The 25,610-nt window shown below is 46.8% G+C and carries 22 protein-coding genes; 5 read left to right on the forward strand and 17 right to left on the reverse strand.

Annotation, left to right across the window (positions count from 1 at the left end; genetic code table 11):
* Positions 1–360 precede the first annotated feature (360 nt).
* From M2371_RS14790 to hypA, 17 genes are all read right to left on the reverse strand, one after another.
* A complete protein-coding gene (locus M2371_RS14790) occupies positions 361–1,800 on the reverse strand; it encodes a capsule assembly Wzi family protein (RefSeq protein ID WP_259268049.1) in 1,440 nt (479 codons plus the stop codon).
* 102 nt (positions 1,801–1,902) lie between these two features.
* Positions 1,903–2,715 carry a glycosyltransferase gene (locus tag M2371_RS14795; protein ID WP_259268050.1) on the reverse strand — a complete coding sequence of 271 codons (813 nt, stop codon included), beginning with the start codon at positions 2,713–2,715 and terminating at the stop codon, positions 1,903–1,905.
* A 63-nt stretch (positions 2,716–2,778) separates the two neighbouring features.
* The gene (locus M2371_RS14800; protein ID WP_259268051.1) at positions 2,779–3,831 is read right to left on the reverse strand and encodes a glycosyltransferase family 4 protein; all 1,053 of its coding nucleotides are present in this window, start codon (positions 3,829–3,831) and stop codon (positions 2,779–2,781) included.
* A complete protein-coding gene (locus M2371_RS14805) occupies positions 3,824–4,741 on the reverse strand; it encodes a polysaccharide pyruvyl transferase family protein (protein WP_172892940.1) in 918 nt (305 codons plus the stop codon). The genes M2371_RS14800 and M2371_RS14805 overlap by 8 nt, the downstream gene beginning before the upstream one ends.
* 59 nt (positions 4,742–4,800) lie before the next feature.
* On the reverse strand, positions 4,801–6,003 hold the full coding sequence (locus M2371_RS14810; protein WP_259268052.1) for a hypothetical protein: 1,203 nt from the start codon (positions 6,001–6,003) through the stop codon (positions 4,801–4,803).
* 78 nt (positions 6,004–6,081) lie between these two features.
* On the reverse strand, positions 6,082–7,074 hold the full coding sequence (locus M2371_RS14815; protein WP_259268053.1) for an EpsG family protein: 993 nt from the start codon (positions 7,072–7,074) through the stop codon (positions 6,082–6,084).
* A 22-nt stretch (positions 7,075–7,096) separates the two neighbouring features.
* Positions 7,097–9,244, reverse strand: coding sequence for a polysaccharide biosynthesis tyrosine autokinase (locus M2371_RS14820; protein WP_259268054.1), 2,148 nt, complete (start codon positions 9,242–9,244; stop codon positions 7,097–7,099).
* Between the two features lie 23 nt (positions 9,245–9,267).
* Positions 9,268–9,702 (reverse strand): protein tyrosine phosphatase, encoded by a 435-nt coding sequence (locus M2371_RS14825; protein WP_172892936.1) that lies wholly within the window; start codon positions 9,700–9,702, stop codon positions 9,268–9,270.
* 2 nt (positions 9,703–9,704) lie between these two features.
* Positions 9,705–10,838, reverse strand: a complete 1,134-nt coding sequence (locus M2371_RS14830) for a polysaccharide export protein (RefSeq protein WP_034499445.1) — start codon at positions 10,836–10,838, stop codon at positions 9,705–9,707.
* 74 nt (positions 10,839–10,912) lie between these two features.
* Entirely contained in the window at positions 10,913–12,004 is a 1,092-nt protein-coding gene (wecA, locus tag M2371_RS14835; RefSeq protein ID WP_172892935.1) for a UDP-N-acetylglucosamine--undecaprenyl-phosphate N-acetylglucosaminephosphotransferase, read from the reverse strand.
* Positions 12,005–13,272: 1,268 nt separating this feature from the next.
* Entirely contained in the window at positions 13,273–13,620 is a 348-nt protein-coding gene (yajD, locus tag M2371_RS14840; protein ID WP_259268055.1) for an HNH nuclease YajD, read from the reverse strand.
* A 41-nt stretch (positions 13,621–13,661) separates the two neighbouring features.
* The gene (gene flhA / locus M2371_RS14845; RefSeq protein WP_034499449.1) at positions 13,662–15,746 is read right to left on the reverse strand and encodes a formate hydrogenlyase transcriptional activator FlhA; all 2,085 of its coding nucleotides are present in this window, start codon (positions 15,744–15,746) and stop codon (positions 13,662–13,664) included.
* Between the two features lie 140 nt (positions 15,747–15,886).
* Complete coding sequence (gene hypE, locus M2371_RS14850) at positions 15,887–16,897, reverse strand: hydrogenase expression/formation protein HypE (protein WP_259268056.1); 1,011 nt, start codon at positions 16,895–16,897, stop codon at positions 15,887–15,889.
* Positions 16,898–16,997: 100 nt separating this feature from the next.
* Positions 16,998–18,119: a hydrogenase formation protein HypD gene (hypD, locus tag M2371_RS14855; RefSeq protein WP_172896063.1), complete on the reverse strand. Its 1,122-nt coding sequence runs from the start codon at positions 18,117–18,119 to the stop codon at positions 16,998–17,000.
* Positions 18,119–18,379: a HypC/HybG/HupF family hydrogenase formation chaperone gene (locus tag M2371_RS14860; RefSeq protein WP_034499454.1), complete on the reverse strand. Its 261-nt coding sequence runs from the start codon at positions 18,377–18,379 to the stop codon at positions 18,119–18,121. Before M2371_RS14860 ends, hypD begins: the two co-directional genes overlap by 1 nt.
* Positions 18,370–19,233: a hydrogenase nickel incorporation protein HypB gene (hypB, locus tag M2371_RS14865; protein ID WP_172892931.1), complete on the reverse strand. Its 864-nt coding sequence runs from the start codon at positions 19,231–19,233 to the stop codon at positions 18,370–18,372. Before hypB ends, M2371_RS14860 begins: the two co-directional genes overlap by 10 nt.
* On the reverse strand, positions 19,226–19,585 hold the full coding sequence (gene hypA, locus M2371_RS14870; RefSeq protein ID WP_172892930.1) for a hydrogenase maturation nickel metallochaperone HypA: 360 nt from the start codon (positions 19,583–19,585) through the stop codon (positions 19,226–19,228). Before hypA ends, hypB begins: the two co-directional genes overlap by 8 nt.
* Before the next feature lie 406 nt (positions 19,586–19,991).
* Here hypA and hycA point away from each other — a divergent pair, with 406 nt between their 5' ends.
* From hycA to M2371_RS14895, 5 genes are all read left to right on the forward strand, one after another.
* Positions 19,992–20,447, forward strand: coding sequence for a formate hydrogenlyase regulator HycA (hycA, locus tag M2371_RS14875; protein ID WP_034499460.1), 456 nt, complete (start codon positions 19,992–19,994; stop codon positions 20,445–20,447).
* 87 nt (positions 20,448–20,534) lie between these two features.
* On the forward strand, positions 20,535–21,140 hold the full coding sequence (locus M2371_RS14880) for a 4Fe-4S dicluster domain-containing protein (RefSeq protein WP_259268057.1): 606 nt from the start codon (positions 20,535–20,537) through the stop codon (positions 21,138–21,140).
* Positions 21,137–22,945 carry a formate hydrogenlyase subunit 3 gene (gene hycC / locus M2371_RS14885; protein WP_259268058.1) on the forward strand — a complete coding sequence of 603 codons (1,809 nt, stop codon included), beginning with the start codon at positions 21,137–21,139 and terminating at the stop codon, positions 22,943–22,945. Before M2371_RS14880 ends, hycC begins: the two co-directional genes overlap by 4 nt.
* Before the next feature lie 10 nt (positions 22,946–22,955).
* Entirely contained in the window at positions 22,956–23,882 is a 927-nt protein-coding gene (locus tag M2371_RS14890; RefSeq protein ID WP_259268059.1) for a respiratory chain complex I subunit 1 family protein, read from the forward strand.
* A gap of 17 nt (positions 23,883–23,899) precedes the next feature.
* On the forward strand, positions 23,900–25,609 hold the full coding sequence (locus M2371_RS14895; RefSeq protein ID WP_172892927.1) for an NADH-quinone oxidoreductase subunit C: 1,710 nt from the start codon (positions 23,900–23,902) through the stop codon (positions 25,607–25,609).
* The last annotated feature ends 1 nt before the right edge of the window (position 25,610 follow it).

Below are 25,610 nucleotides of genomic sequence, written 5' to 3' on the forward strand. Positions count from 1 at the left end.
TAAAATACTAATGCTTATAAATCAGCTAATTACAAAAAACCTCTCTCACTTGCTTAAGATTAAATCCACATACTTTTGTCAGGATTATCCTTTCGCTAACTTGCGCACTTTGTGGCAAATGAGTGGTACACGTTTAAATGTTATGCAGAAGCTCATAACAGCCAACTAACAATATGCACAAGAATTGTAGCAGGAGACAACATCGCAGGAAGAGTACTAACAATCGAAGGGAACAAACGCGGTTTGCACTTTTAACATGGGTACTGGAAATGGGAAGGAGGGAAGTAATTGAAGGGAGATCGCGGAAAATGCATGGCGGTTTTACAACCGCCAAAGTAGTTCAGAGATATACGTTCCTGCTTACCAGTTGAACGGAATCTCAGCTCCGACGCCCACACCGGCATCGTTATCACTGTGTTCTGCTTCGGTGTACCAGATGCCCATTTTCAGCCTCGCCGAGCGATAAACATCTCCGCTCCAGCCGAGTTGCAGCCCTGTCAGAGTGTCTGACCGAGGGAAAGCCTGGTTAATTTCCTTACTTTCAGGATTGACCCTGGCGTAAACCAAACGAGCACTCCAGCGCTGGCTATCTTCAGTAGCCAATTCCACCTTGCCCGCAAGTAGCCGCCCATCGCCACCAATAGCATCACCCAACGGATATCCCTGCTGATAATAGCCATCGGTGTAAATATGATGGGTGTAGCTGGAACCCAGGCGCCCGAAGTTTCTGCGCGTATCATGAGCTTCCACATACCAGTTAATGGCATCTTTTCCGACTATATGATGGCCTTCCACACCACCGAGGAAAAGATTTCCGCTAGGCATGAAACCTGCTTCGTCTTCTCCAATAATCTGACCATAAAAGTTGACTGGCCACCCAAGGGTGGGTTGAAGCTTCAATTTGAAATCAAAACCGGCCAACTGGTTGCCCGGTTCATTACCGGTACCGGTATTATCTTGCCCGGTTATACCATCCATAAATGTACTGAATGACTTTGATCTACCATCCCCACCCCACTGCATCATGCGCGACGCACCAAGTTCAAGAGATGACAGCGGGGAAAAAGTCACTCGTCCACCGGTGAGTAGCGTATGAGGGACCGCGGTGTATTGATTGAGTTCGCCTGCAGTCAGTTGATATTGCCATGGCCCAATCCAGTTCAGCCACCAGGTTTCGGGGGCAGTTTGTTCTGCACGCTGCATTAAAAACCCTGTGACGGGACGCGCTGCATCAGAACTAATAAGGCTGCCCTCATAGCCTGGTCCCCACCATTGTGGGATCTGTCCGAAAGCTAACCACTGATTAAAAAACTTCAATCCGGCATAAGAACTGTTGAGGTTGAAACGGGAACCATTGCTTATCTGCATGTCTGCTTCTGCGTTGCCCTGCAAATGCATGTCCCATTCTTCGCCGCCGAGATTCAACGCCAGCGAAAGATCTTGTCCGGCATAAACTGAATCGGCGAATCCCTGCGGTGTACCAGTCTCATTGCTAAATGAGTGAGCGGTGATTCGCGCGTTGGATTTCAGAACGGCCAGGCGATGATCAACTCGTTGTAAAACCACTCGCTCAGATGCATTTTGTGTTCGGGCATTTTTCAGCGCCCTTTCAACCTCATCCTGGCTAAGAGGCCAGGTGGAAAGTCCGAGGTTGATAATTCCCCTTTCGGACAAAAAGGCCAGATCGTTGCGCAGCATTTCATCGGGTAAAAGTAATCCCGATGCATTTGCTGTGATGCTGATACTTAATAAGGTGATACTGACTGTGACACGAATAACATTATCTTTGAACGAACACACGGGATATCCTTTCTGGTATATTCAGAAACTCCATTAATGAACAAAGGGGCTTAACAGGAACGCTATCTATTAAATAATTATAATTAAAGAGAGTTTGTTAACTTATCTCGCCCATTTATAAGCAATACGTAAAAGGTGGGCTGGCATTAAATGAAATACGATGCGAGAATATATCAATAATATATTTCTTATTGAGGTTTGCTTTAACATCCACATATATTTACTTCTTAGCTTTATTTCACTTAACGCTTTGCTAAATCCTTTTCTGCGATGAACCGTATCCTCATCAAGCCGATAGTCCAGCAGTACGTCTTTAATATTGGCAAATCTAAAGCCGTTATGTAACAGGTAGAACCATAATGCCATGTCTTCAGTTAACGTAGTATCCACCGGATAACGGAAACCTTTCTCGAAAACTTTGCGGCGGAACATAACGGATGGATGAATAAAAGGACATCTGATAATGCTGAACTTCAATAAATCATTATGGCATAGAGGAAGATGCTTTTGGTCTAAAGCAAAATTAGCACCAAATTCATGACAAGACGTCCCCAATACATCAATATCACTACATGTTTTCATATAGTTCATTTGTTTAAGGAGTCTATCCGGATGCGAAATATCATCACTATCCATACGAGCAATAAACTTATAGCCCCCCTCCAGACAACGCTCAATTAAATAATTTAACGCAGTTGCCAATCCTTTATTTTCTTCAAATTCGAATATTTTGCATCGAGTGTTTTCAGAATAACCATCAAGTACCGCCTGCAAGGCATCACTCACCTTACCATCCCGATAAATCAATATATCGCAATAAACATCTTGAGATAATAAACTTTCTATCGCAGCAGTGGCGTACTCAGGTGTATCATTTTTATATAAACTCATAATAACTGATATTTTATTCTTCATATTAGTCCATTTTCAATATTAGAAAGAAATTAATCAAATTTATAGATACCTGCTATACGACGGTTATTTCATTAAAATCCCATAATAGGAACTCGCCATGACCTCTGAAGATAAAAAAAGATCAAAGTCACGCTTTATATCAAGCGGATTCAAAATTAAGCAATGCTTTATCGCATCGCTAAGGGACTTGGGATCGTTAATATCACAAATACAACCAAAATTCGGGCTTATTCCAATTATCTCTTTATGCGGTGGAATATCAGACAAAATGCAAGGAGTACCCATCGCCAATGCTTCTAATGCAGCCATAGGTAGACCTTCGAAAGCCGAAAAAGACACAAAGATATGGTGCTGTGAAAGAAGTTCAGGAATATCGTTTCTTTGCCCAAGATATGTTGCGTACTTGTCTTTTTTATTCAGGTCATTACTCTCACAACTTCCGACAATGCTTAGGGCAACATTGTCGTGCTCTAACTGATTACAGCATTCGACTAACTCTTTCACTCTCTTTCTTTTATTCACTACACCAACATAAATCAACTTGACGGGCGGGTGTTCAACTGTAGAAGGAGTGTAATCAACAGAACGCACACCATTTTTTATTGGTGTGCTTGTAAGATTATAATTTTGCTTTACATAGTCTGCGACGCTTTTTGAAACGGAAATTACATTTAATCGCCTCAATGCATATAAATGAAAATTAATCATCAATCTCGATAACAACTTACCATATGTTAATTTATAGTCCGGTCCTATATAGTTATGCAAAATACAATAACATTTTGCTTTTATCTTGTTGAGAACGAGCGATAAAGAAACGTCAGACCTAATCCCTTGTGAAACCACGACATCAATGTCATTAATTTTTATATATGAAACCATTTTTCTTGAAAGTTTCAAAAAATCATAAGAATCATTGTTAAATGACTCTACATGACACCCCAATTTTATGAAATCCAAAGCGCGAGATCTATTTACATCCAAAGAAGATAAAGAAATTATTGAAATTTTGCTGCGGCAATCCTGAAATACTTCACTGCTAATAAGTTCATAAAGCTGATTTATTGGCCCTCCTCTTGTTAAAGAAGAGACCAAAAAAAGAATTTTTTTATTCAAACTGAGATTTCCATAGCTCAATCGATTTAAGCGGCAAAGAAATATTAGTGCTATGTTCCTCGTTGAAAATACTCACATATTCGTCAACGCAAAGATCTCGTGAGATAACATGCAGATTAAAGTCTTTTCTTTTTTCTTCTGCCCGGTTATCAACAGAAATAATGATGCTTCTTCTTAATTTCTGTAAAGCTCGGATACCCGCGTGCAAACGTGTTCCAACATAATCTATAGACGGAACATTCTCTAAGACGTAATCGAAGTCGGAAAGGTTTGCTGGTACAACTTTAATACCATTAATTAAACAACCAAATGACTGGAAGTACTCATAATCCTGAGAGCCTTGCACCCAAAAGTAGACATCATCATATGATTTCTTTAACGCTTCAATCAGGATCAAATCTTTTGCATAATCTTTCCTATAATCAGTCAGCGTAAATATTACATCCTTAGATTTTTTAGGAACGATTTGTGCACAGTGATCTTCTGTTAAATCCCACATTGTCGCACATGCAGTATTGACAACATTAGTTATGCCGGCACTTTTCAAAAGCTTTTCGGTATATGAATCCCGGACAGAATGCATATGGGTGTTACTGAGAATATGCCTCAATAAAAAAGAGGTGTAAGGACCAGGCTTATCCTGATAATTAGTCCAACCAACACCTAAAGTAATCACTTCTTTCATAAAGAAGGCGTTATAAAGATCAACATTCCATTGTCTGTGTAATAACATGGAGGAATTGAGACAATTAGTACCGCAAAGAATATTGATTGAGATTTCTTTTTGTCTTTTCATTCCCACACGAGTAATTCTTTCATGGGTAGGGAAATGCACTTTCTGTGACTGAGGAAACAGTTTTGAAATTTGTTTATATGCCGAATCCATGATGATGAAATCACCAATATTCATTGAACAAATACTTGTGTTCAAAATCCCTATTTTTGATGATGCGTTATCAAAAAACAATGTTATACACCTCGGTTAATATTTAAAAAATAGCTATACAATAAAGAACTTACAATCCCGTTAGCTAATATAATTAATGGCAGTGAAAATGAGTTATCTGTGCCTACACCCATATAAAATAAAACTACAATTATTACTGAAATAAGATTACAGAAAAATACAGATCGATGAAGCTTCTTAGCTTTAAGGTGGAATGAACTAAATTTAAAAACACCACTAATGGATTGATACAAACACATAAGTAATATGATAGACAACTGATATTGATTGATGTCGAAAAATATCATATAGAACAAAACGACAAATAGAGTGCATACGAATGAAATAATCAACCCGTTTTTAAAATAACTTCTCCATAGGGAGATCAGTAGATTTGAATATCCACTGTATATTATCCCTCTAATTTCAGGCATGAGCTTATTTTCTACTGCTGAAAAGTATATAGCTATTATTCCCGCCAGGCTCAATGCAAGCCTGGTAAACACCAACTGTTCATTATCAATTACTTTTTCAAGGTAAATAAAACTGCCTTGCGTAATAATCCAAAAACAAAGCATTGAGGCTGCCGACCATTTACCTATTGTCCAGTATTCAAGGAGTATTTTTTTAAGATCCTCCCCAAAAGGATATGAATGATAGTTTTTATTATTAATGAAAATTATTATCAACGATATAAAGCTCATTATGAAGATGAGAGCTGAAAGATAATCTCCAGCTTCACGCACGCCACAAAAATACATCAGGCAATAACTCAGCGTTGAGACCAACAATAGTAACGCCGAAAGTATTGCTGAGATAAATTCCTTCTTAACAATATAGAGACTACGGCGCAAAAAATCATACAATGGATAGCAAACTGATAAACCAAATATTAACAGACTGTACCTCCAGTCTTGTTCCCTATAGAACATGAATGAGGAGAGTAATGTCGCTGATATAAAACTTATCAAAATCGTCAATTTTAAAGACAGTCTATAATGATAACCTTGAGTTTTTCTCTCAACACTAAAAACCCAAAATGGTGAAATTACTAGTGATACAATTACCACCAGACTAAAAGAAGAGTAAGAATTTATAATTATATATTTAGCTGCTTGGTAATTATCAAGAAATCGGGATGCAAAAAAAATCATTCCAACATTTAAAGCTGCGAAAGAAAACTGATCAACATATTTACAAAGCTTCATTAATTTGACTAACATCATTTATACACTTGTTTGTTTTTATATTATTCTCAACATGCCACCTTGCATGTATTTTAAAGTAATTCATTTCATTTAAAGCTATTTAATAATTGCTGTTAGTAACATATCACGAGAGGATGAAAATATATAAGTTGGTAATATGGCTACTATAAAAAATGCAACTCTAACAATTTTCTTTTCCTTGTAATTTTGTTCTATAGCAATAACCGTTGGGATTAACATTAATACCAAGCAAAACATTCCTATTCTCTTGGATTGTCCACCACCCATCAAACTAATCGAAACGACAATTAAAGAGATAAAATAAACCTGTAAATGCATAACTTTTTTGCTTAGATCATCAAGTTTGAACTGGTATGAGACACAGTAAAAACCTAATAGTGCTACTGACATTGCCAAGTAAACCCCCGCCCCTAACTCCCCTGTTTCCGAATTTGATTTAGTGGATAATACAAACTGTATTGCGAACAGAAAAACAATGCTTATTAATATAAACACCAGACTGTTTTTTTTCTCTTTATTGAATAATAAATATATTGTAAAGAACAAGAAAAATACATTATGAGTTAATCCAGCCAATAATCCAACACTCATTTTCTTTTTGAATGAATCATCAAGCATGCACATGGCCAGGAATGACGATGACAACACCATAGATAAGTACTGTCTATATATATTTTCCATCCCCATTAACGATGGGAAAAATAACAAAAATAAGTATGGATAGTAGGCTGGTAGATTTAACTTTCTTGTTGTCCATAGCACAATTATAAATGATAGAGCATCATATAATACAAAGACAACCTCATCAGAGTGGATAAACTTATAAACATATCTGGATGACAACCAAAACACAGGTTCCTTTAAATAATATATATCTAAAGACTCTAACTTGAAGTTAACAGCATAAGCATTGATATCCAAATCAAACCCGGATGTTCTCATTATTATTGAGAAGACAAGAAACAATGAGAACGTAATGAAATAATATACCTTTGTTCTATTTTCAATAAAACAACTCACTATTCCCGTCACAAATAAAACGCTATAAAAAAGCAACTCTAAAGTCATTATACATTCTCATCAAAAACATTCACGATGAATAAGAATTATAGGCCCCATACTCATAATAATTACTGGTCCGTTTTTCAACACCATTAAATATTATTCCGTTCACAGTAAGGTTATTTTGTGCAAACCGTTTTGATGAAATATCCATTTCTTTCAAGGTGTTTTGCTGAAAACGTGCGACTAACATTATCGTGCCCGCATATTTAGCGGCGATACAGGCATCACTAACGGCAAGAACCGGAGGGGTATCAACAATAACAATGTCATATTGACTAGCAGCCCAAACCATCAGATGTTTAAAGTTTGCATTCATCAGCAGTTCAGAAGGGTTTGGTGGAACCTGTCCTCTTGAAATAAAATGAAGATTATCAACCTCTGTTTTTTTAATAATTTCATCAAAGGAATTCCTGCCAATTAATATATCGGAAAGGCCATTCTTTTCATTGCATCCAATAACATGATGAACCTGGCCTTTACGCATATCAGCATCGATCAAGAGTACTTTTTTATCGGACTGCGCGATAACAGCAGCAAGGTTACAGCTGACAAATGTTTTTCCTGCTTCGGGTGTTGCCCCAGAAATAAGCAAAATATTATTCTCGGCCTGCATCATTGCAAAGTGAAGGCTGGTTCGCAGACTACGAATAGCTTCGACTGAAAGGTCTGTTGGATTATCTTTGGCAAGCAAATTGATTGAGCGAACCGTTTTCCGTTTGCTTTTATCCATTTTCTGGTTTCGGTCTTTTAACCATTTAGAAGCAGGAATCGCCGCATATACGTTTAGGCCTAACCCTTCAATTTGCTCGCTGCTCTCAATACCGTTGTGCAAGAATCGACGTGTTAAACAAAATGCTATTGAAATGAATAACCCAACTCCAAAACCTAAAAATACAATTAACACTATCTTTGGTGAGATCGGTTTTGTATCAGTAACAGCCATATCGACAATACGAACATTACCTACAGTACTCGCTTTATTGATGTTCAATTCCTGCTGTTTATTTAATAGCAGCATATACACTTCCTGCCCGGACTGCACATCACGTGTAAGACTCAAGATTTCCTGTTGAGTTTTAGGCATGTTACCAATACGGACATTCAGTTTGTCTCGTTCTTTTAATAAGAGTTCTTTCTTTTCTAGGAGTGTACGATAAGCGGGGTGATCTTTTGTATAAAGCTTAGATATTTCAGCTTCTTTAAAGGTTAATTGGTTAATTTGCGCATCTAAAGCAACAGTATTATCAAGGACAGATTTAGCTTCCAATGATAAATCAACTGATTCATTTTTCTGACGAAATACGTTTAATCGGGTTTCTGCTTCATCCAGTTTTGAGCGCACCAGAGGCAACTGTTCTTTCAAAAAGTCAAGGCTCTTAGCTGCTTCTTCAGATTTACGGCCAACGTTCTGTTGCAGATAATTGTCTGCAATACTGTTCAATACCTCTGTAGCTTTCTTAACACTATCTGCTTTAAAAGTGAGTTGTAACATACCGCTGTCTTTACTTAGATCAGAAACAGCGAAGTTATCCAGCAAATTATTAATAGCTGTAAGTTTTGCCAATTTGGTTATAACAAAAGTTGTATCTACGGGTGCGTCAATATCACTCACGAGTATACGTATGTCATTCTTTTCTAATAGCGTCCCAGTGTTTCCCGTCAGAGTTAAGCCATCAATTGATACGCTATATTTATCTGGAGAAAGCACGGTGAGAGTAAATGGAATATCTAATAATTCATCCGGTACATTTAATCTTGAAATAGCAATATTCCCATCATGATTGCCAAAAACTCGAGACAATCCTTTTCCAATTAATGGGAAATGCTTTTGTTGAACAATCATATCTAGCCCTAACTGTTCAACCGTTTGTCCTAGTACCAAGCGAGACTGCAATAATCCTATTTCGGTCTGTGACTCAGGTTTATTGTCCGGCAAAATGTCTGAAAGTTTACTCAATACGCTGCTACTCGTGCTTTGTTCAACTTGCACTAGCGCATTTGCGCTATAAATTGGAGTTGCCAATAAAGAATAAGCGATACTCATAATAGTAAAGACGCTGGTAACGATCACTATCTTCCATTTATTATCAAGCAACACGCCTAATAATTCGCGCAAGTCAATTTCTTCACTTCGACTATTGTTTTTATTAAAACTAGAGGTTACTTCAGACATTTAACGACATCTCTTTACGGTAACTATTTCTTTAATGCCAGAACCCAACGCGCGGTGCTTTGAGCCAGCTGTGTATAAACCAGTTGGTACATTTCTCGGCTTTTTTTGTAGGGGTCGCCAATTTCAAGCTGGTTCTGCCAGTGACCCATTAACATGGTTTTGCCACTCGCTTCCGGGTAGTTTTTTTTAATGCGCTCAAGATGGGATTTTTCCATCACCAGAATAAGGTCATATTGCATCGCAAGCTCTGAAGAGAATGCCTGGGCGCAATGTCCATCAAGCGATAAGCCATTTTCCGCAGCAACTTGTGCCGCTATTGGGTTGGCACCTTCACCAACCAGCGCACCTAATCCAGCAGAATCAATCTTTATACCCGGCAGAGCTTTTCGTAATAATCGCTCCCCGGTTGGGGAGCGGCAGATATTGCCGATGCAAACCACTAATATTGAATCAAACATAATTACCAGTTCTTAATCATGCGGACGGTTTCAGTCATGTCGTTAACCCCTGTAATCGTTGGGACTAACTGACCCAGCACGCGATTCCAGCGAGTAATTGGTGCGGTGGTGACATACACGATGTCATAAGGTTGCAGTTTGAATTCAGTGCCCATCACCAACGCTGTCGCATCGGAAACATCCAACTGATAGACGTTGGCAATTTTGCCGCTATTTTCTTTGGCGCGTGTCGAGCGAATAACGAAAATACCCGTCGCATCGGATGTCATCTGGTCGATGCCTTCCGCATTACCCAGCGCTTCGGTCAGTGTCATACCGCTGCGGTCCATTCTGAGCGTGGTTTGCTTTTTCACTTCTCCCATCACGAACACTTTCAGGTCATCGTTACGCGGAACATAAAGAATGTCGCCGTTGTACATCAGGCGGTTTTGTTGAAGATCGCCGTTTTTCATCAGCGCCTGCAGGGAAATTCGCTCGTCTTTACCGTTGTGGGTCAGCACCGCGTTATTCCAGTCGGCGTTTTCCCCCAGGCCACCGGCCTGATTGATCGCATCCATGATGGTTAGCGGCACATTAGAAATAGCCAACTGGCCGGAGTGGGCGACTTCACCCGTCACATAGGCTTTTTGGGAACGGAATGCGGCAACACTGATGTCGATTTGCGGAGTTTCAATGTAAGCCGCCAGTTTGTTGGTCAGCTCCTCGCGCAACTGGGCGAGTGTACGACCCACCACTTTTACCTTGCCTGCGTACGGGTAGAAGATCGTGCCGTCGGATTGCACCCAGTTACCGGTGTCGGAAGCACTGCGATACTGGCCCGCTGGCGTCGTCAGTTCCGGGTGATCCCACACTGTGACCATCAGCACATCGCCTACGCCAATTCGGTATTGGTAATCCTGAACTTCGCTTTCTAACTGCGGGTTAGTCCGTGCCACTACAGGTGCGGCAGTGAGTGACTCAATCAATTTTGGCGTCACGCGATAGACATTAACTTTGTCATTGATATTCACGGTGTCGTCTTTATTGACGATGGTTTTACCGGAGGTCGTGAGGTTGCTGCCAGGCACAATCGTACAGCCACTGAGTAAAACAGCTGAAATGATAAGCGGAACAGCTGCTAATTTTACAGTCATCATGTTGGTCACTTACTTCATCAAAGAGTGTAAAACCCAGACACGCTGGGGTTTACGCCAGGAAAATAGAGGGGGGATTAACGATTACTGGCAGTGAACGTTGCGGTTCCTGGCCGGCTAAATTGCGCTCTCATATCTGGGTTAAGGGATTGCAGCCGATTGTTCACTAACAAGTAGCTGATAAATACCCCAAAGAAGAACACTAAGGAGAGCCATTCAGGCGTCCCTAAAATGGAAAGCACAATGCCGAAACCTGCAATAGTGGCAGTGAGGATCGTCATAACTATTACCGTCTGCCGAGACGTTAGCCCGCTGCGCAGTAGGATGTGGTGCAAGTGATCGCGATCCGGGTGGAACGGGCTGTGTCCACGGCGCACTCGGCGAATCATGATGGCAACCATGTCCATCAACGGCAGAGCTATCAGCCACAATGCAATAACCGGCGCCATTTCGGCGTTCTCACCCTGGCTACTCAGCATCACGAGCCACAACACGGTAAAACCAATCACCATGCTGCCTGCATCACCCATAAATACTTTCAGCCGTTTGCTGCCGATTAACCCCATGTTGAGCATCAAATAGGGGATTAAGGCGACTATCATTAACAGACACCACATTGCGCGTATTTCTGAACCGGCCAGAAGGAAGACCACCATCAGCGCGGCAAAGGTTGCACCCGCTACCGAACCGAGTAATCCATCAATGCCATCAATCATGTTGTAGGCATTGATTGCCGCCCAGGTCGCGAACAGCGTGACCAAATAGCCCACCGGCCCTAACACCAGTTCGAAAGACCCCAGCACATGCCCAAACGTGTGCAGATACAGGCCATCAACCATCAAAATAATGGCGGACATAGCCTGAATAACCACGCGCGGCACGACGGGAAGGTCAAAGCGATCGTCAGCAATGCCTACCAGCAACAATAAAGAGATACTGAGTAGGTAAGTCAGGAAATGCGCTTCGCTGTGAGGCAGCGTTTCAGGCATGAAGATGTAAAACATCGCAATTGCGCAATAGAAAGAGATGCCGCCCACCAGAGGAACTTCACCTTTGTGCTGTTTACGCCCACCAGGTTTATCGACCAGACCACACTTCAAGGCCACCACGCGAGCAATAAGGAGAGCAATCATCGCTGTTATAAACATGATGAAAATATCTTTACTCATGATGGTAATACCTTATTTATCTTTAACAACGCTACCGCCCATGGCGAAAGCGAATATATCCACTTGCCATTCAAAAAATCCATTTCTCATATACGTGAGCAGCACTACCCATGTAACATTATTAATGTATGGAATAGTGGAGTCGGACGAATCATATGACATCGTTTTTATCATCGCAAAAAGACATGTTTTTTATTTTCATTCATATCTGATAAGTTTCGTAGCGTTATTAGTTTTTTAAAATAAAATTAAAGTTCAGCAAAAACAACATGATACGAACAATTTCGCTATAATAAAAAGATAGGTTTAATTTAATTAATTACTACTAAGATATTTTAATTATTTATTTATCACTAATTGCCAGATTAATCAGACTTTATTTTGTGGTGTATTTTTATTTATTACTCAGCAGAAAACACACCCTTTGATAATGTTTTTATCGTAAGATTCACTTTATTTAATTAATGATTGATTAATTTTCATTTATATCGACATTTAAAATCATGCCATATATAAAAAATAGCGTTCGAGGATGATACAGGTGAATATTGAGTTAAAAGTGCTGACTGTTAACTGACTTTAAACCCAACATCTTGTGCAAGAAGTGCTTTTCTTGACCTTTCATGCGGTCAATAAATGCCCCAGGAATTTTCTGATACAGCATAATGTGAAGTGTATTTCTCCCCCATAAAAACGGTGAAACCCAGTTGTAATCCCCGTTTAAAGAAACACAGTAACAAGCTGAAAAATAATGCTTTTTATCGATAAGGTCGTGCATTTCTCTGGTCCGAAATATTTCTATTCGGTAATGTCCAAAGTCTGCGGAGGTTTTAGGGGATTTTTGGCGGGCATTTTGGCGTTTCGGGTAAAAGCAAAAACCCTATCTTCAGCGCCTCCGGCTGTCGTCAGAAGGAAATACCACAAAATCCGCGGCTGAATTTAGGCGCTGAAAAGGGCAGAAGACACTGTTTATAAGGTTAAAAAGTAATAGCTATATTGGCGTATTGGATGTTTTTTATTCCGCTGGCACAAATGACGTGCCGAATTTTTGCGGAATCAGAATGATTTCTGAGCACGGAATTTCAAGCGGTGATCAATCAAGCGGTGAGGTGGGAATTTGAAAAACTGCGAAAATTCCGTAAACGCCCCGAGATTATTCCGAAAGACCTAAAATGGAGAGCTACAAGCGGGAATCAAAGAGTTAAGACGGTAAAAGGTGAGTAACGGTGCGTTACCCACCTGAATGCATTGAAAGGTGGTGCGCCCAACTACTTCTTCTTGTTGAGCATCGACTTTAAGTCTGCGAATGGGTTGTATGTTGCTTCCCCAATATCCTTCTGGGCGTCATCGCCTGCAACCACCGTCGAGCCGTACTGGTCAGCTTCGGTGTATTTTGAGTGCTCGTGATCGTGGCAATACAGGCATAACAACTCCCAGTTACTGCCATCTTCCGGGTTGTTGGTATGGTCGTGGTCCATGTGGTGTACGGTGAGTTCGCGCAAATTAGAATACACAAACTCACGCGAGCAGCGTCCGCACACCCACGGGAACAACTTCAGTGCTTTCTCACGGTAGCCACTTTCCAGCCGCGTGTAGTTTTTTGGGATCAGAGCCATAATCGCTATTACCTGGTAAAAAATGTAGGGTTATAACTAGTTTATATTCCCTCTTTATCAATCCCCAAACGTTTCATGCGAGAAAGCAGCGTGGTGCGCTTTAATCCCAGGCGTTGCGCGGCACCACGGGGGCCAGCCACCACACCGTTAGTTTCTTTAAGCACGCGCATAATTCTCTGGGCTTCATCTTCGCCTTCGCGAACCTCTTCGCTCGCCACCAACTGCATCGGTTTTTCTTCCGGCACGCAGTAGTCCATTTCCGGCAAGGAAAGATGCAATACATTGCCGCGAGTCAGCAGCACCGCTCGTTCAATCACGTTTTCCAGCTCACGCACGTTACCCGGCCAGTCCATACGGCTGAGAGCGCGCAACGTTTCTGCCGGAATACTGTCGATATTACGGTTCATGCGATGGGCGATTTTAAAGGTGAAGGATTTCACCAGCAGCGGGATATCTTCCGGGCGCTCACGCAGCGGCGGCAACATAATCGGGAAGACATTCAGACGGTAATAGAGGTCACTGCGAAACTCGCGCTCCAACACCATCTCTTTGAGATTACGGTTGGTCGCAGCAATTAAACGCACGTCCACTTGCTGAACTTTGTTGCTCCCGAGGCGTTCAAATTCTTGTTCCTGAAGCACGCGCAACAGTTTGGGTTGCAGCTCCAGCGGCATATCGCCGACTTCATCAAGGAACAGCGAGCTTTTATCCGCCAGCTCAAAACGGCCGATGCGCTGAGTGTTAGCTCCAGTAAAGGCACCGCGCTCATGGCCGAACAAGTCGCTTTCCAGCAATCCGGCAGGCATCGCCGCACAGTTAATTTTCACCATCCGGCGGCTGTTACGCTCGCTCAGATTGTGAATCGCCCGTGCAATCAGCTCCTTGCCCGTCCCCGTTTCACCGAGGATCAGCACCGTACTATCACTTTTCGCGACCATCTCAACCTGTTTGAGCACATTCGACATCACGTCGCTGCGGCCAATAATCTCGCCAAAATCGCTGGCGACATTATTGATTTGCTCGGTCAGATACAGATTTTCGTCCACCAGGTTTTCTTTCAGACGATTGATTTCCTGGTACGCCAGGGCGTTATCCACCGCAATCGCAATACGTTCTGCAATCTGCCGTAGCAGCTTGAGGTTTTGCGGGGTGAACACGCCCGCCTCGCATTGCGCCAGTTTCAATACGCCCAGCATGTTATTGCCGAAAGTCAGCGGCAACAGGCACAGCGTTTGAATTTGGTTGCCCCACATCTCGAACAACATACGTTCATACGGCGCAAGTTGATCGCCGTGATGCAAATTCAACAGCAGCATTTCGCCGCTTTTAAACACCCGCTCTGAAAGCGTGCCCGCCAGAGCGACATCACTGTGATCATGGATTGGCGATTGCTCTTCCACAAAGTGGGTGGAATAGATATTGAGGCGGTCTTTGCGGTTGGTCCGCAGCACGATACTGATGGAATCGATAGAGAAATAGTGGTGAATCTCACGGGCGATTTCGCTGATCAGTTCGTCGAGATCGAGCTTAGAAAGCACGGCGTTAGTGACCGCCACCAGAATACGGAAATCGTCGCGTTCGCGGCAAAGCTGCTGATAACCCAGGTTTGAGTCGAGGCGGCTTTGAATTTGTTCCGCCACCAGCGCGACAACCTGTGCCATGGTGTGTAAGCGGTTAAGTTCTTTATCTGTCCATTCAGCGTCGTTATTGCGAATAAACTCGCAACCACCAAAAATTTTACCTTCGGCAGCCAACGGCAACAGGCAATAACGACCAAACGGCGCGTATAGCTCGAGATTCAGTACCTGCGGCCAGGTATCACTAAATTCTTCATGGGTGCAAATCAGCGCTTCCGGGCGTGAGAGCACGCGCCGCACCGGGCCATTTGCCAACACCATTTCATCTTCGTAATGCCATTCCTTGCCATGCTTATCCGTGCCAAAAAAGGACACACGCTGATGCAGCGGATGATAAAGCAGAATATTCACTCTGTCTGCCAGCGCACCTTGCTTTGCCATTTGCGTCAGGCAGTTAGCAAGTGCCGGGAGATCAGGTTGCTGCAACAGGGTGCGCGTTATATCAAATAGACCCTGTTGCCCGAGATCGCTCATCGGTGTGTATGGCATTGTGCTTATCCAATTGGTGGTGCGGAGGGGGTGGATGACGCTGGCGCTTATCCACCCTACAAAATCTAAACGCCCAGCGATTTGTCATATAAATAGCGCTTAAGTGTAGCCAGGACAGCACACTGCGTTTATGGCTCAGGTCAACAAATACGCGGGAGTGGCTCTGAATGCGGCAAATCCAGCGTCCGTTTGACGCCATATAATCCGGCGACCCGGACACCTTTGCGCTCAACCACTTCACCGATAATAGCGGCATCTTGCCCCAATGGATTTGCCTGTAAAGCGGCAAGAACACTTTCTGCGGCGTTCCTCGCAACCGCAATCACCAGTTTGCCTTCATTGGCAAAATTAAGCGCATCGAGGCCGAGCAGTTCACACACGCCTCGTACCGCATGATTTAACGGTAGCTGGCTTTCAGCGACTTCCATTCCACATCCGCTGGATGCAGCAAACTCATGTAATACGGCATTCACGCCACCGCGCGTGGCATCGCGCAGCGCTTTTACACCGGGGATATTCACCAGCGGCGCAATTAACGGTGCCAGCACCGCACAATCGCTGATTAACGCCCCTTCCAGCCCCAGTGATTCGCGCAGGTTGAGGATTGTCGCTCCGTGATCACCCAGCGTTCCGCTAACAATAAGCACGTCGCCTGCGCTAATTTGCTGCGCACCCCAGCTCAAACCTGCCGGAATCGCGCCAATGCCCGCGGTATTGATAAACAGTTTATCCGCCGCCCCGCGCTGCACAACTTTGGTATCGCCCGTCACCACCGCGATGCCCGCTGATTTTGCCGTAGCCGCCATGCTGCTGACCACGCGCTCCAGCGTTTCAAAGGGTAAACCTTCTTCAAGAATGAACCCGCAGGATAACCAGCGAGGAGTCGCGCCACTGACTGCAACATCGTTGGCGGTTCCACAAACCGCGAGTTTGCCGATATCACCACCGGGGAAAAACAACGGGTCGATCACGTAACTGTCGGTTGAAAAGGCTAAACGATCGCCTCTGGCCGTGAGTTCAGCCAACGGTAAACGTGCCTGATCTTCCTGCTCTGCCAGCCACGGATTATCAAACGCTCGTACGAACAAGTCAGCTACCAATTTTTGCATTGCCTGGCCGCCACTGCCGTGGGCGAGTTCGATAGTTTTCATGATTTTTTACCTGTGTCGGATGACGCTGCGCTTATCCGACCTACATTGGACTCGTTTTTTGTAGGTTGGATAAGCGTTAGCGTCATCCAACGAAAAGGTTTTATGCCTCGCATTCCTGGCTGCGATATTGGTACCAGGCGGCGCAGGCTCCTTCGGAGGAAACCATCAACGCGCCAAACGCATTTTGTGGATTGCAGGCTTTGCCAAACATCGGGCACTGATGGGGTTTACAACGCCCAGTGAGCACATCGCCGCAGCGGGCGAGCGGGTCATCGTAAACCTGCTGCGGTGCGGGTTTAAAATGATCTTCCGCATCGAACTGGCGATAGCCATCGGTCAGTTGCACGCCAGAATCACTGATGGTGCCAAGTCCGCGCCATTCAGCATCACCGTATACGGTAAACACCTCTGAAATCGCCTGCTGGGCAAGATTATTGCCCGCATCGGGCACCACACGCTTGTACTGGTTTTCCACTTTGCTGTGCTGATGAATTTTTTGCTCCACCAGCATCACCACGCCCTGCAATAAATCCAGCGGCTCGAAGCCAGCCACCACCAACGGGCGCTGATGCTGTGTCGCAATAAAATTATAAGCAGCTGTGCCAATCACCATGCTGACATGACCAGGAGCGAGGAACGCATCAATGCCGTTATCCGGCTGCTCGAGCAGGCTGCGCAACGTAGGAATCAAAGTAATGTGCTGGCAGAAAAAGTAAAAATTAGTGATGCCCTGCGCTTTCGCCTGTTGCAGCGTGATGGCTGTCGTCGGCATCGTGGTTTCAAAACCGAGGCCAAAGAACACCACTTTTTTGTCCGGATTCTGGCTGGCTAAAGCGAGCGCATCCATCGGCGAATACACCACGCGCACATCCGCACCGCGTGCTTTGGCCTGCATCAGTGACCCATTTTTACCCGGCACCCGCATCGCGTCGCCAAAGGTGCAGAAAATCACTTCAGGGTGGCTGGCGATTTCAATACAGGCATCAATGCGCCCCATCGGCAACACACACACCGGGCAGCCAGGCCCATGAATAAATTCGATATTCTCCGGCAGAAGCTGGTCGAGGCCAAATTTAAAGATAGCGTGAGTATGGCCGCCGCAAACTTCCATAATGCGCAGTGGACGCTGTGCGGTGTACGGCAGTTTAGGCGCGCGTTCACGCAGCACATCAATAAGCTGCATGACTTTTTCGGGAGCGCGATATTCGTCTACGAAATGCATCATCCGCGTTCTTCCCCAAACAGCAGGCCACCGACGTCAGGTTCCACTTCAAACATATTCTGTAGCGCGTCAAGCGTGTCGCGAGCTTCGGCTTCATCAATAATAGCCATCGCAAAACCGACGTGAACCAGCACCCATTGGCCGATTTGCGCGTCGCCCACCAGCATCAGATTGACGTCTCGCTTGATGCCACAGACATCGACTTTGGCGCTACCGTCTGGCAAACGCTCGACGATTTGGCCCGGAATGCCTATGCACATCGTTCAACCTCCAGCCAGTTCAGCCACTCTTCCATACCTTCACCGCTGGTCGCAGAAACCAGAATGATTTCAATATCAGGGTTCACCTGGCGGGCGTAATCGAGGCATTTATCGACGTCGAACTGTAAGTACGGCAGCAGATCGATTTTGTTGAGCAGCATGAGGGAGGCCGCAGCAAACATATGTGGGTATTTCAGCGGCTTGTCTTCGCCTTCGGTAACCGAAAGCACCGCCACTTTATGGCGCTCGCCGAGATCAAAACTCGCCGGGCAGACCAGGTTTCCGACGTTTTCGATAAACAGAATACCGTCGCGTTCAAGCGGCAGGCGCTGCATGGCATCGCGAATCATCTGCGCATCAAGGTGGCAACCTTTGCCGGTATTCACCTGAATGGCTGGCGTGCCGGTGGCGCGAATACGCGCGGCATCGTTCACGGTTTGCTGGTCGCCTTCAATCACTGCGCAAGGCACACGCCCAATCAGGCGTTTTAAGCTTTCGGTCAGCAGCGTGGTTTTACCGGAACCTGGGCTTGAAACCAGGTTCAGCACCAGTTGTTGCTGTTTCGCGAACTGTTCGCGGTTATACACGGCGAGCTGGTTGTTTTTATCCAGCACGTTAAGTTCGATTTCCAGCATCCGGCGTTGCGTCATGCCCGGTGCGTGAGTGCCTGCGGCACCGTGACCATAATGCAAATCGCCTTGTTCATCGGCGGTTGGGGCAAACTTCACGCCGGTGATTGGCGTTAGCGCTCGCGCGGCTGGTGCGAAAGGTGCGCTACGGAAACCCGAGTGTGGGTTATGCTCGTCGCCTTCTATATACAAGTTGCCATCAGCGCAACCACAAGTACTACACATGATTTGTCTCCTCGACTTCCAGACGCTTAATCTGCACGCCATCATCCGCCACGATGCGTAAATTGCTGCCTTCGCAAAGCGGGCAGCGCCGAACCAACTGCGTTAGCAAAGTGATGTGCTGTTCGCAGTCGTAACACCAGCATTCCGCTTCTTGTTGGTGAATATAAAGCTGACAGCCTTCGGCTAATGTGTCGCGGCACACTAATTCGAAACAGAACTCCAGCGCGCTTTGCTCAACGCATGAGAAAGCACCCACTTCGAGCCAGACACCGGTGACGCGAGTGGCACCATGTTGGCGGGCTTGAGCTTCGATGAGTTCCAGTGCGCGTTGGCAGAGGGTGATTTCGTGCATATTACCTCCGGGGATATCTGGGGGAGGTAATGCAAGGTTGATGCCAGGGTTTATATCCATTTCTCTGGCAGACCGAATTTATTCCGTTCACTGAAAGTTTACCGCCCCCTGAACTTACCGAAACGGTGAACGTGCCAGGGGGCTGGCGTGAGCCACCTGGCACGTTCACCGTTCGCAGATATATGTAGGATCGGAGAACTTTCGGGTGAACGGAAAATCTCCATCCTCCCATAGGAGCTACCCCAACAGGGCCAAATGTCACTCCCCGTCAAACATGTCGAAATGACATGTCATTACTGTGGCTATTTGCTGACAATTAATACAAAACCCAATAATTTCAATAAAATACAATATTGGCACGAAACGTGCTCTGTAGACGCATCAGCAAAAACAGAGTGATTTAAAAATGAACATTTGGGAACTGAGCGAAAAAGCCGAATACATTGCCGACAAGCATCAGCGCTTGCTCACGCAGTGGCAACATTACTGCAATAGCTTGATTCAGGGCATTACCCTTTCTAAAGCGAAGCTGCATCACGCCGTCGGGTGCAATCCAGATGATTCTCTGCGCTTCTTCTTATTTGACCATTTCGTCATTCACGTACGCCTGGCTGAAGGCTTCAACAGCCACACCATTGAGTACTACGTTGAGAAACGTAACGGCGAAGACAGAGTATTGATTGCTAAAGCAATGCTCGATGACGAAGGCCGCGTAGACAACAGCATCAGCAACCGTAACCGTGAAAGCGTTCTTGAGCATTACCTCGAAAAAATCCATCCGGTATACGAAAGCCTGTACAGCGCAGTTAACACCGATACACCGGTATCGATGGGTCAACTGCAACAAAGCGCTCAGGTCTGATAGCCATGTTGGGTGTCGAAAACTGTCGAAACGGCAGCCGTCGGCACAGTTTCGTCAAAAATGATGATGTGATCTAAGGAAGACCTGGTGAATCGCTTTATAATCGCCGACTCCAAACTTTGCATGGGTTGCCATACCTGTGAGGCGGCCTGTTCTGAAACGCACCGCCTGCATGGATTGCAATCCATGCCACGCCTGAAAGTGATGCGCGACGCGAATGATTCCGCGCCGCAAATGTGCCACCAATGTGAAGATGCGCCTTGCGCGGGCGTTTGCCCCGCTAACGCCATTACCCGCGTCGATGGGGCTGTTCATCTGAATGAAAGCCTGTGCGTCAGTTGCAAACTGTGCGCCATCGCCTGCCCATTCGGTTCGATTGAATTCTCCGGCAGCCGTCCGATTCATATCCCGGCAAATGCCAACAGCCCGAAGGCACCACCAGCCCCTCCCGCTCCTGCTCGCGTCAGCTCGCTAATCGACTGGGTGCCGGGCGTTCGTGCCATTGCGGTGAAATGCGACCTGTGCAGCTTTGATGAAGCTGGCCCGGCGTGCGTTCGCACCTGCCCAACCAAAGCGCTGCGCGTGGTTGATAACAACGACATTGCCCAATCAAGCAAACGTAAACGTGAACTGACTCTGGGCGCGACGCTTGGCGATCTCACCCTGTTTACCCAGCCTGAGGTGAAAAAATGAGTGCTTTTATCCTGATTCATTGGGCGCTGATGGGATTTGTGCTGAGCGCAGTTCTGGCAGGTATCACGGCATTTAATAAAACCCTGAGCGGAGTGATTGCCGGCCTGGGTGGCGCAATAAGTTCGGTTCTGGTGCTGATTGCCGGTTTTGATGCATTAACCGGATTTACCGGTATGGCGCAAGTCTGGCAGCTGCATTTACAGCTCAACGCTTTTAATGGCGTGTGGCTGGTGACGCTGGCTCTGCCTGGCCTGTTCATCTCTTTGTTTAACATCGACTGGCATCGTCATCACGCTGTAAAAGCCAATGGCTTGCTGGTGAACCTGGTGATGGCGGCGGCGGTTGCGACTCTGGTTGCTGATAACCTCGGCATGTTGGTGGTGCTGGCAGAAATCGTCGCGTTGAGCGGCTACTTCCTGACAGGCTGCCAGAAATCCGGGCAGCTTTGGTTTGCACTGGGCCGCATCGGCACCGTGCTGCTGGCAATTGCATGCTGGATGCTGTGGAAACAGTACGGCACGCTGAGCTATTCCGAATTGCACCTGATGACCAACGGCGCACCGATTAGCTCCGTAGTCTGGCTGCTGGGTCTGGTGGGTTTTGGCTTGCTGGCTGGCATTATCCCGCTTCACGGTTGGGTGCCGCAGGCTCATGCCAACGCTTCTGCTCCGGCTGCGGCGCTGTTCTCCGCTGTGGTGCTGAAAATTGGCCTGTACGGCATCATGAGTTTCTCGCTGATCAGCCATGCAATGCCGTTGTGGTGGGGCATTCTGGTCGTCGTTCTGGGGATGATTACGGCGTTTATCGGCGGCCTGTACGCGCTGATGGAGCACAACATCAACCGCCTGCTGGCTTATCACTCGCTGGAAAATATCGGCATTATTCTGCTTGGCCTCGGCGTTGGCCTGATGGGCCTGGCATTAAACGAATCTACGCTGGTCGCGCTGGGCATGATTGGTGGTTTGTATCACCTGTTCAACCATAGCGTATTCAAAACCACGTTGTTCCTCGGCGCTGGCGCAGTCTGGTTCCGTACCGGTCATCGCGATATCGAAAAGCTGGGTGGGATTGGCAAGCGCATGCCGCTGATTTCTATCGCCATGCTGATCGGCCTGATGGCGATGGCTGCTCTGCCTCCGCTGAACGGTTTTGCTGGCGAATGGGTGATTTACCAGTCGTTCTTCCACCTCGGCACCTTGCCGCTGTTTATCACTCGCTTCTTAGGCCCGATGCTGGCTGTAGGTCTGGCGATTACCGGCGCGCTGGCAGTGATGTGTATGGCGAAAGTGTATGGCGTGACCTTCCTTGGCGCACCGCGCACCCCAGAGGCTGAAAACGCCACGTCCGCACCGTTCCTGATGAACCTGAGTGTGGCTGCACTTGCGGCATGTTGCGTGATTGCTGGTGTTGCAGCGCCATGGCTGATTCCACTGTTGCAGAACGCCATTCCACTGCCGCTGGAAACCGCAAATACCACCGTTTCACAACCGATGATCACTCTGCTGCTAATTGCCAGCCCGCTGCTGCCATTCATTTTGATGGTGATTTTCCGTGGCGATCGTCTGCCAAACCGCTCGCGCGGCGCGGCTTGGGTTTGTGGTTACGACCACGAACAAGCGATGGTGATTACGGCGGGTGGTTTTGCTCAACCAGTAAAAGCGGCGTTCGCGCCACTGCTGAAATTGCGCAAAACCCTGAACCCGGTGAAATGGGTACCTGGCTGGCAGTGTGATTGCCTTGCCGGTACGTTCCGTCGCCTGGCAATGATCGAACTGGCCGTGTTGCTGGTTGCGGTTTGTGCTTAAGGAGCCTGAGATGAATACCATTTTCTTTTCGTTGATTCAGGCGCTGGTGTTATTTGCCGCCGCCCCGCTGTTGTCCGGTATTACCCGCGTCACTCGCGCCCGCATGCACAACCGCCGTGGGCCTGGCGTGATGCAGGAATATCGTGACCTGTTCAAATTGTTCAGCCGCCAGAGCGTGGCGCCAGCCGCATCCGGCTGGGTGTTCCGCCTGATGCCGTTTGTGATGGTTGGCGTGATGCTGACGATTGCCACCGCGCTGCCGGTGGTAACGCTGTATTCACCGCTGCCGTCGCTGGGCGATTTGATAACGCTTATCTATCTGTTCGCTATCGCCCGTTTCTTCTTTGCGATTGCAGGTCTCGACACCGGTAGTCCGTTTACCGGTATCGGTGCCAGCCGTGAAGCGATGCTCGGCGTGTTAGTTGAACCAATCCTGATTCTGGGACTGTGGGTTGCCGCGCAAGTGGCTGGTAGCACGCACATCAGCAATATCGCTTCCACCATTTATCACTGGCCAGCCGCACAAAGCTTAACGCTGATTCTGGCGCTCGCCGCTTGTGCCTTCGCCACATTTATCGAAATGGGCAAACTGCCGTTTGACCTCGCAGAAGCCGAGCAAGAGTTGCAGGAAGGCCCATTGACCGAATACAGCGGTGCGGGTTTTGCAGTGCTGAAATGGGGCATTTCACTCAAGCAATTGGTGGTGCTGCAAATGTTCGTCGGCGTGTTCCTGCCATGGGGCCAGATGAGCGAATTTAGCTGGGGCGGCCTTGTCATCGCGCTGGTTCTGGCAGCGGTCAAACTGGTGCTTGGCGTGCTGATTATCGCGCTGTTCGAAAACAGCATGGCGCGCTTACGCATGCTGGAAACTTCGCGCATTACCTGGGCCGGTTTTGGCTTTGCCTTTTTAGCCTTCGTCTCCTTGCTGGCGGCGTGATTTAAGAGAATTTATCAATGTCTGAAGAAAAGATTGGCCAACATTATCTCGCGGCGCTGCATAAGCAATTTCCTCATGCGGTAATCGACGAAGCGTGGCAGACCAAAGACCAAATCACCGTCAACGTGAAGCTCAATATGCTGCCAGAAGTGGTGGAGTGGCTTTACTACCAACAGGGCGGCTGGTTATCCGTGCTGTTCGGTAACGATGAGCGCCAACTGTGCGGTAACTATGCGGTGTATTACGTGCTTTCGATGGAAAGCGGCGTGAAATGCTGGATTACCGTGCGCGTTGAAGTTGACGCCGACAAACCGGAATTCCCGTCTGTTACGCCACGCGTGCCTGCTGCGGTTTGGGGCGAACGTGAAGTGCGCGATATGTACGGCCTGCAACCTGTTGGCCTGCCTGATGAGCGCCGTTTAGTGCTGCCAGATGATTGGCCTGATGACCTGTATCCGCTGCGTAAAGACAGCATGGATTACCGTCAGCGCCCGGCACCGACCAGCGATCAGGAAACTTACGAGTTCATCAATGAGCTGGGCAGCAAGAAGAACAACGTGGTGCCGATTGGCCCGCTGCACGTAACCAGCGATGAACCCGGCCACTTCCGTCTGTTCGTTGATGGCGAAAACATTATCGACGCCGATTACCGCCTGTTCTACGTCCACCGTGGCATGGAAAAACTGGCTGAAACCCGCATGGGCTATAACGAAGTCACCTTCTTGTCTGACCGTGTTTGCGGTATTTGCGGCTTCGCCCACTCCACCGCGTATACCACGTCGGTAGAAAATGCGATGGGTATCGTGGTGCCAGAACGCGCCCAGATGATCCGCGCCATCTTGCTGGAAGTTGAACGTCTGCACAGCCACCTGCTGAACCTCGGCCTGGCTTGCCACTTTGTTGGCTTCGACTCAGGCTTTATGCAGTTCTTCCGCGTGCGTGAGATGTCGATGAAAATGGCAGAAATCCTCACCGGTGCGCGTAAAACTTACGGCCTGAACCTGATCGGCGGGATTCGTCGCGATCTGTTGAAAGACGACATGATCCAGACGCGCCAGCTTGCCCAGCAGATGCGCCGCGAAGTGAAAGATCTGGTCGATATCCTGATGAGCACGCCAAACATTGAACAACGCACCGTCGGGATTGGCCGTCTGGACCCGCAAATCGCGCGCGATTTCAGTAACGTCGGCCCAATGGTTCGCGCCAGCGGTCACGCCCGTGACACCCGCGCCGATCACCCGTTTGTCGGTTACGGTTTGCTGCCGATGGAAGTTCACAGCGAAACTGGCTGCGATGTGCTTTCGCGCCTGAAAGTCCGCATCAATGAAGTGTATACCGCGCTGAACATGATTGATTTCGGTCTTGATAACTTGCCTGGAGGCCCGCTGGCCGTAGACGGTTTCACTTACATTCCAAACCGTTTCGCACTTGGTTTCTCTGAAGCTCCACGCGGCGATGATATTCACTGGTCGATGACTGGTGACAACCAGAAACTGTACCGCTGGCGTTGCCGTGCGGCGACGTATGCCAACTGGCCGACACTGCGTTACATGCTGCGCGGCAATACCGTTTCTGATGCACCGCTGATTATTGGCAGCCTGGACCCTTGCTACTCCTGTACCGACCGCATGACGGTGGTGGATGTGCGTAAGCGCAAAACCAAAGTGGTGCCGTACAAAGAGCTTGAGCGTTACAGCATTGAACGCACCAATTCGCCGCTGAAATAGA

The organism is Buttiauxella sp. BIGb0471 (genome assembly GCF_024807715.1).
Classification (GTDB): Bacteria; Pseudomonadota; Gammaproteobacteria; order Enterobacterales; family Enterobacteriaceae; genus Buttiauxella; species Buttiauxella agrestis.

Excerpts from the sequence above, each read along its gene's own strand:
- M2371_RS14795 (WP_259268050.1), bottom strand. The coding sequence starts at position 2,715 with ATGAAGAATAAAATATCAGTTATTATGAGTTTATATAAAAATGATACA.
- M2371_RS14805 (WP_172892940.1), bottom strand. The coding sequence starts at position 4,741 with ATGAATATTGGTGATTTCATCATCATGGATTCGGCATATAAACAAATT.
- M2371_RS14810 (WP_259268052.1), bottom strand. The coding sequence starts at position 6,003 with ATGATGTTAGTCAAATTAATGAAGCTTTGTAAATATGTTGATCAGTTT.
- M2371_RS14815 (WP_259268053.1), bottom strand. The coding sequence starts at position 7,074 with ATGACTTTAGAGTTGCTTTTTTATAGCGTTTTATTTGTGACGGGAATA.
- M2371_RS14820 (WP_259268054.1), bottom strand. The coding sequence starts at position 9,244 with ATGTCTGAAGTAACCTCTAGTTTTAATAAAAACAATAGTCGAAGTGAA.
- M2371_RS14825 (WP_172892936.1), bottom strand. The coding sequence starts at position 9,702 with ATGTTTGATTCAATATTAGTGGTTTGCATCGGCAATATCTGCCGCTCC.
- M2371_RS14830 (WP_034499445.1), bottom strand. The coding sequence starts at position 10,838 with ATGATGACTGTAAAATTAGCAGCTGTTCCGCTTATCATTTCAGCTGTT.
- wecA (WP_172892935.1), bottom strand. The coding sequence starts at position 12,004 with ATGAGTAAAGATATTTTCATCATGTTTATAACAGCGATGATTGCTCTC.
- yajD (WP_259268055.1), bottom strand. The coding sequence starts at position 13,620 with ATGGCTCTGATCCCAAAAAACTACACGCGGCTGGAAAGTGGCTACCGT.
- flhA (WP_034499449.1), bottom strand. The coding sequence starts at position 15,746 with ATGCCATACACACCGATGAGCGATCTCGGGCAACAGGGTCTATTTGAT.
- hypE (WP_259268056.1), bottom strand. The coding sequence starts at position 16,897 with ATGAAAACTATCGAACTCGCCCACGGCAGTGGCGGCCAGGCAATGCAA.
- hypD (WP_172896063.1), bottom strand. The coding sequence starts at position 18,119 with ATGCATTTCGTAGACGAATATCGCGCTCCCGAAAAAGTCATGCAGCTT.
- M2371_RS14860 (WP_034499454.1), bottom strand. The coding sequence starts at position 18,379 with ATGTGCATAGGCATTCCGGGCCAAATCGTCGAGCGTTTGCCAGACGGT.
- hypB (WP_172892931.1), bottom strand. The coding sequence starts at position 19,233 with ATGTGTAGTACTTGTGGTTGCGCTGATGGCAACTTGTATATAGAAGGC.
- hypA (WP_172892930.1), bottom strand. The coding sequence starts at position 19,585 with ATGCACGAAATCACCCTCTGCCAACGCGCACTGGAACTCATCGAAGCT.
- hycA (WP_034499460.1), top strand. The coding sequence starts at position 19,992 with ATGAACATTTGGGAACTGAGCGAAAAAGCCGAATACATTGCCGACAAG.
- hycC (WP_259268058.1), top strand. The coding sequence starts at position 21,137 with ATGAGTGCTTTTATCCTGATTCATTGGGCGCTGATGGGATTTGTGCTG.
- M2371_RS14890 (WP_259268059.1), top strand. The coding sequence starts at position 22,956 with ATGAATACCATTTTCTTTTCGTTGATTCAGGCGCTGGTGTTATTTGCC.
- M2371_RS14895 (WP_172892927.1), top strand. The coding sequence starts at position 23,900 with ATGTCTGAAGAAAAGATTGGCCAACATTATCTCGCGGCGCTGCATAAG.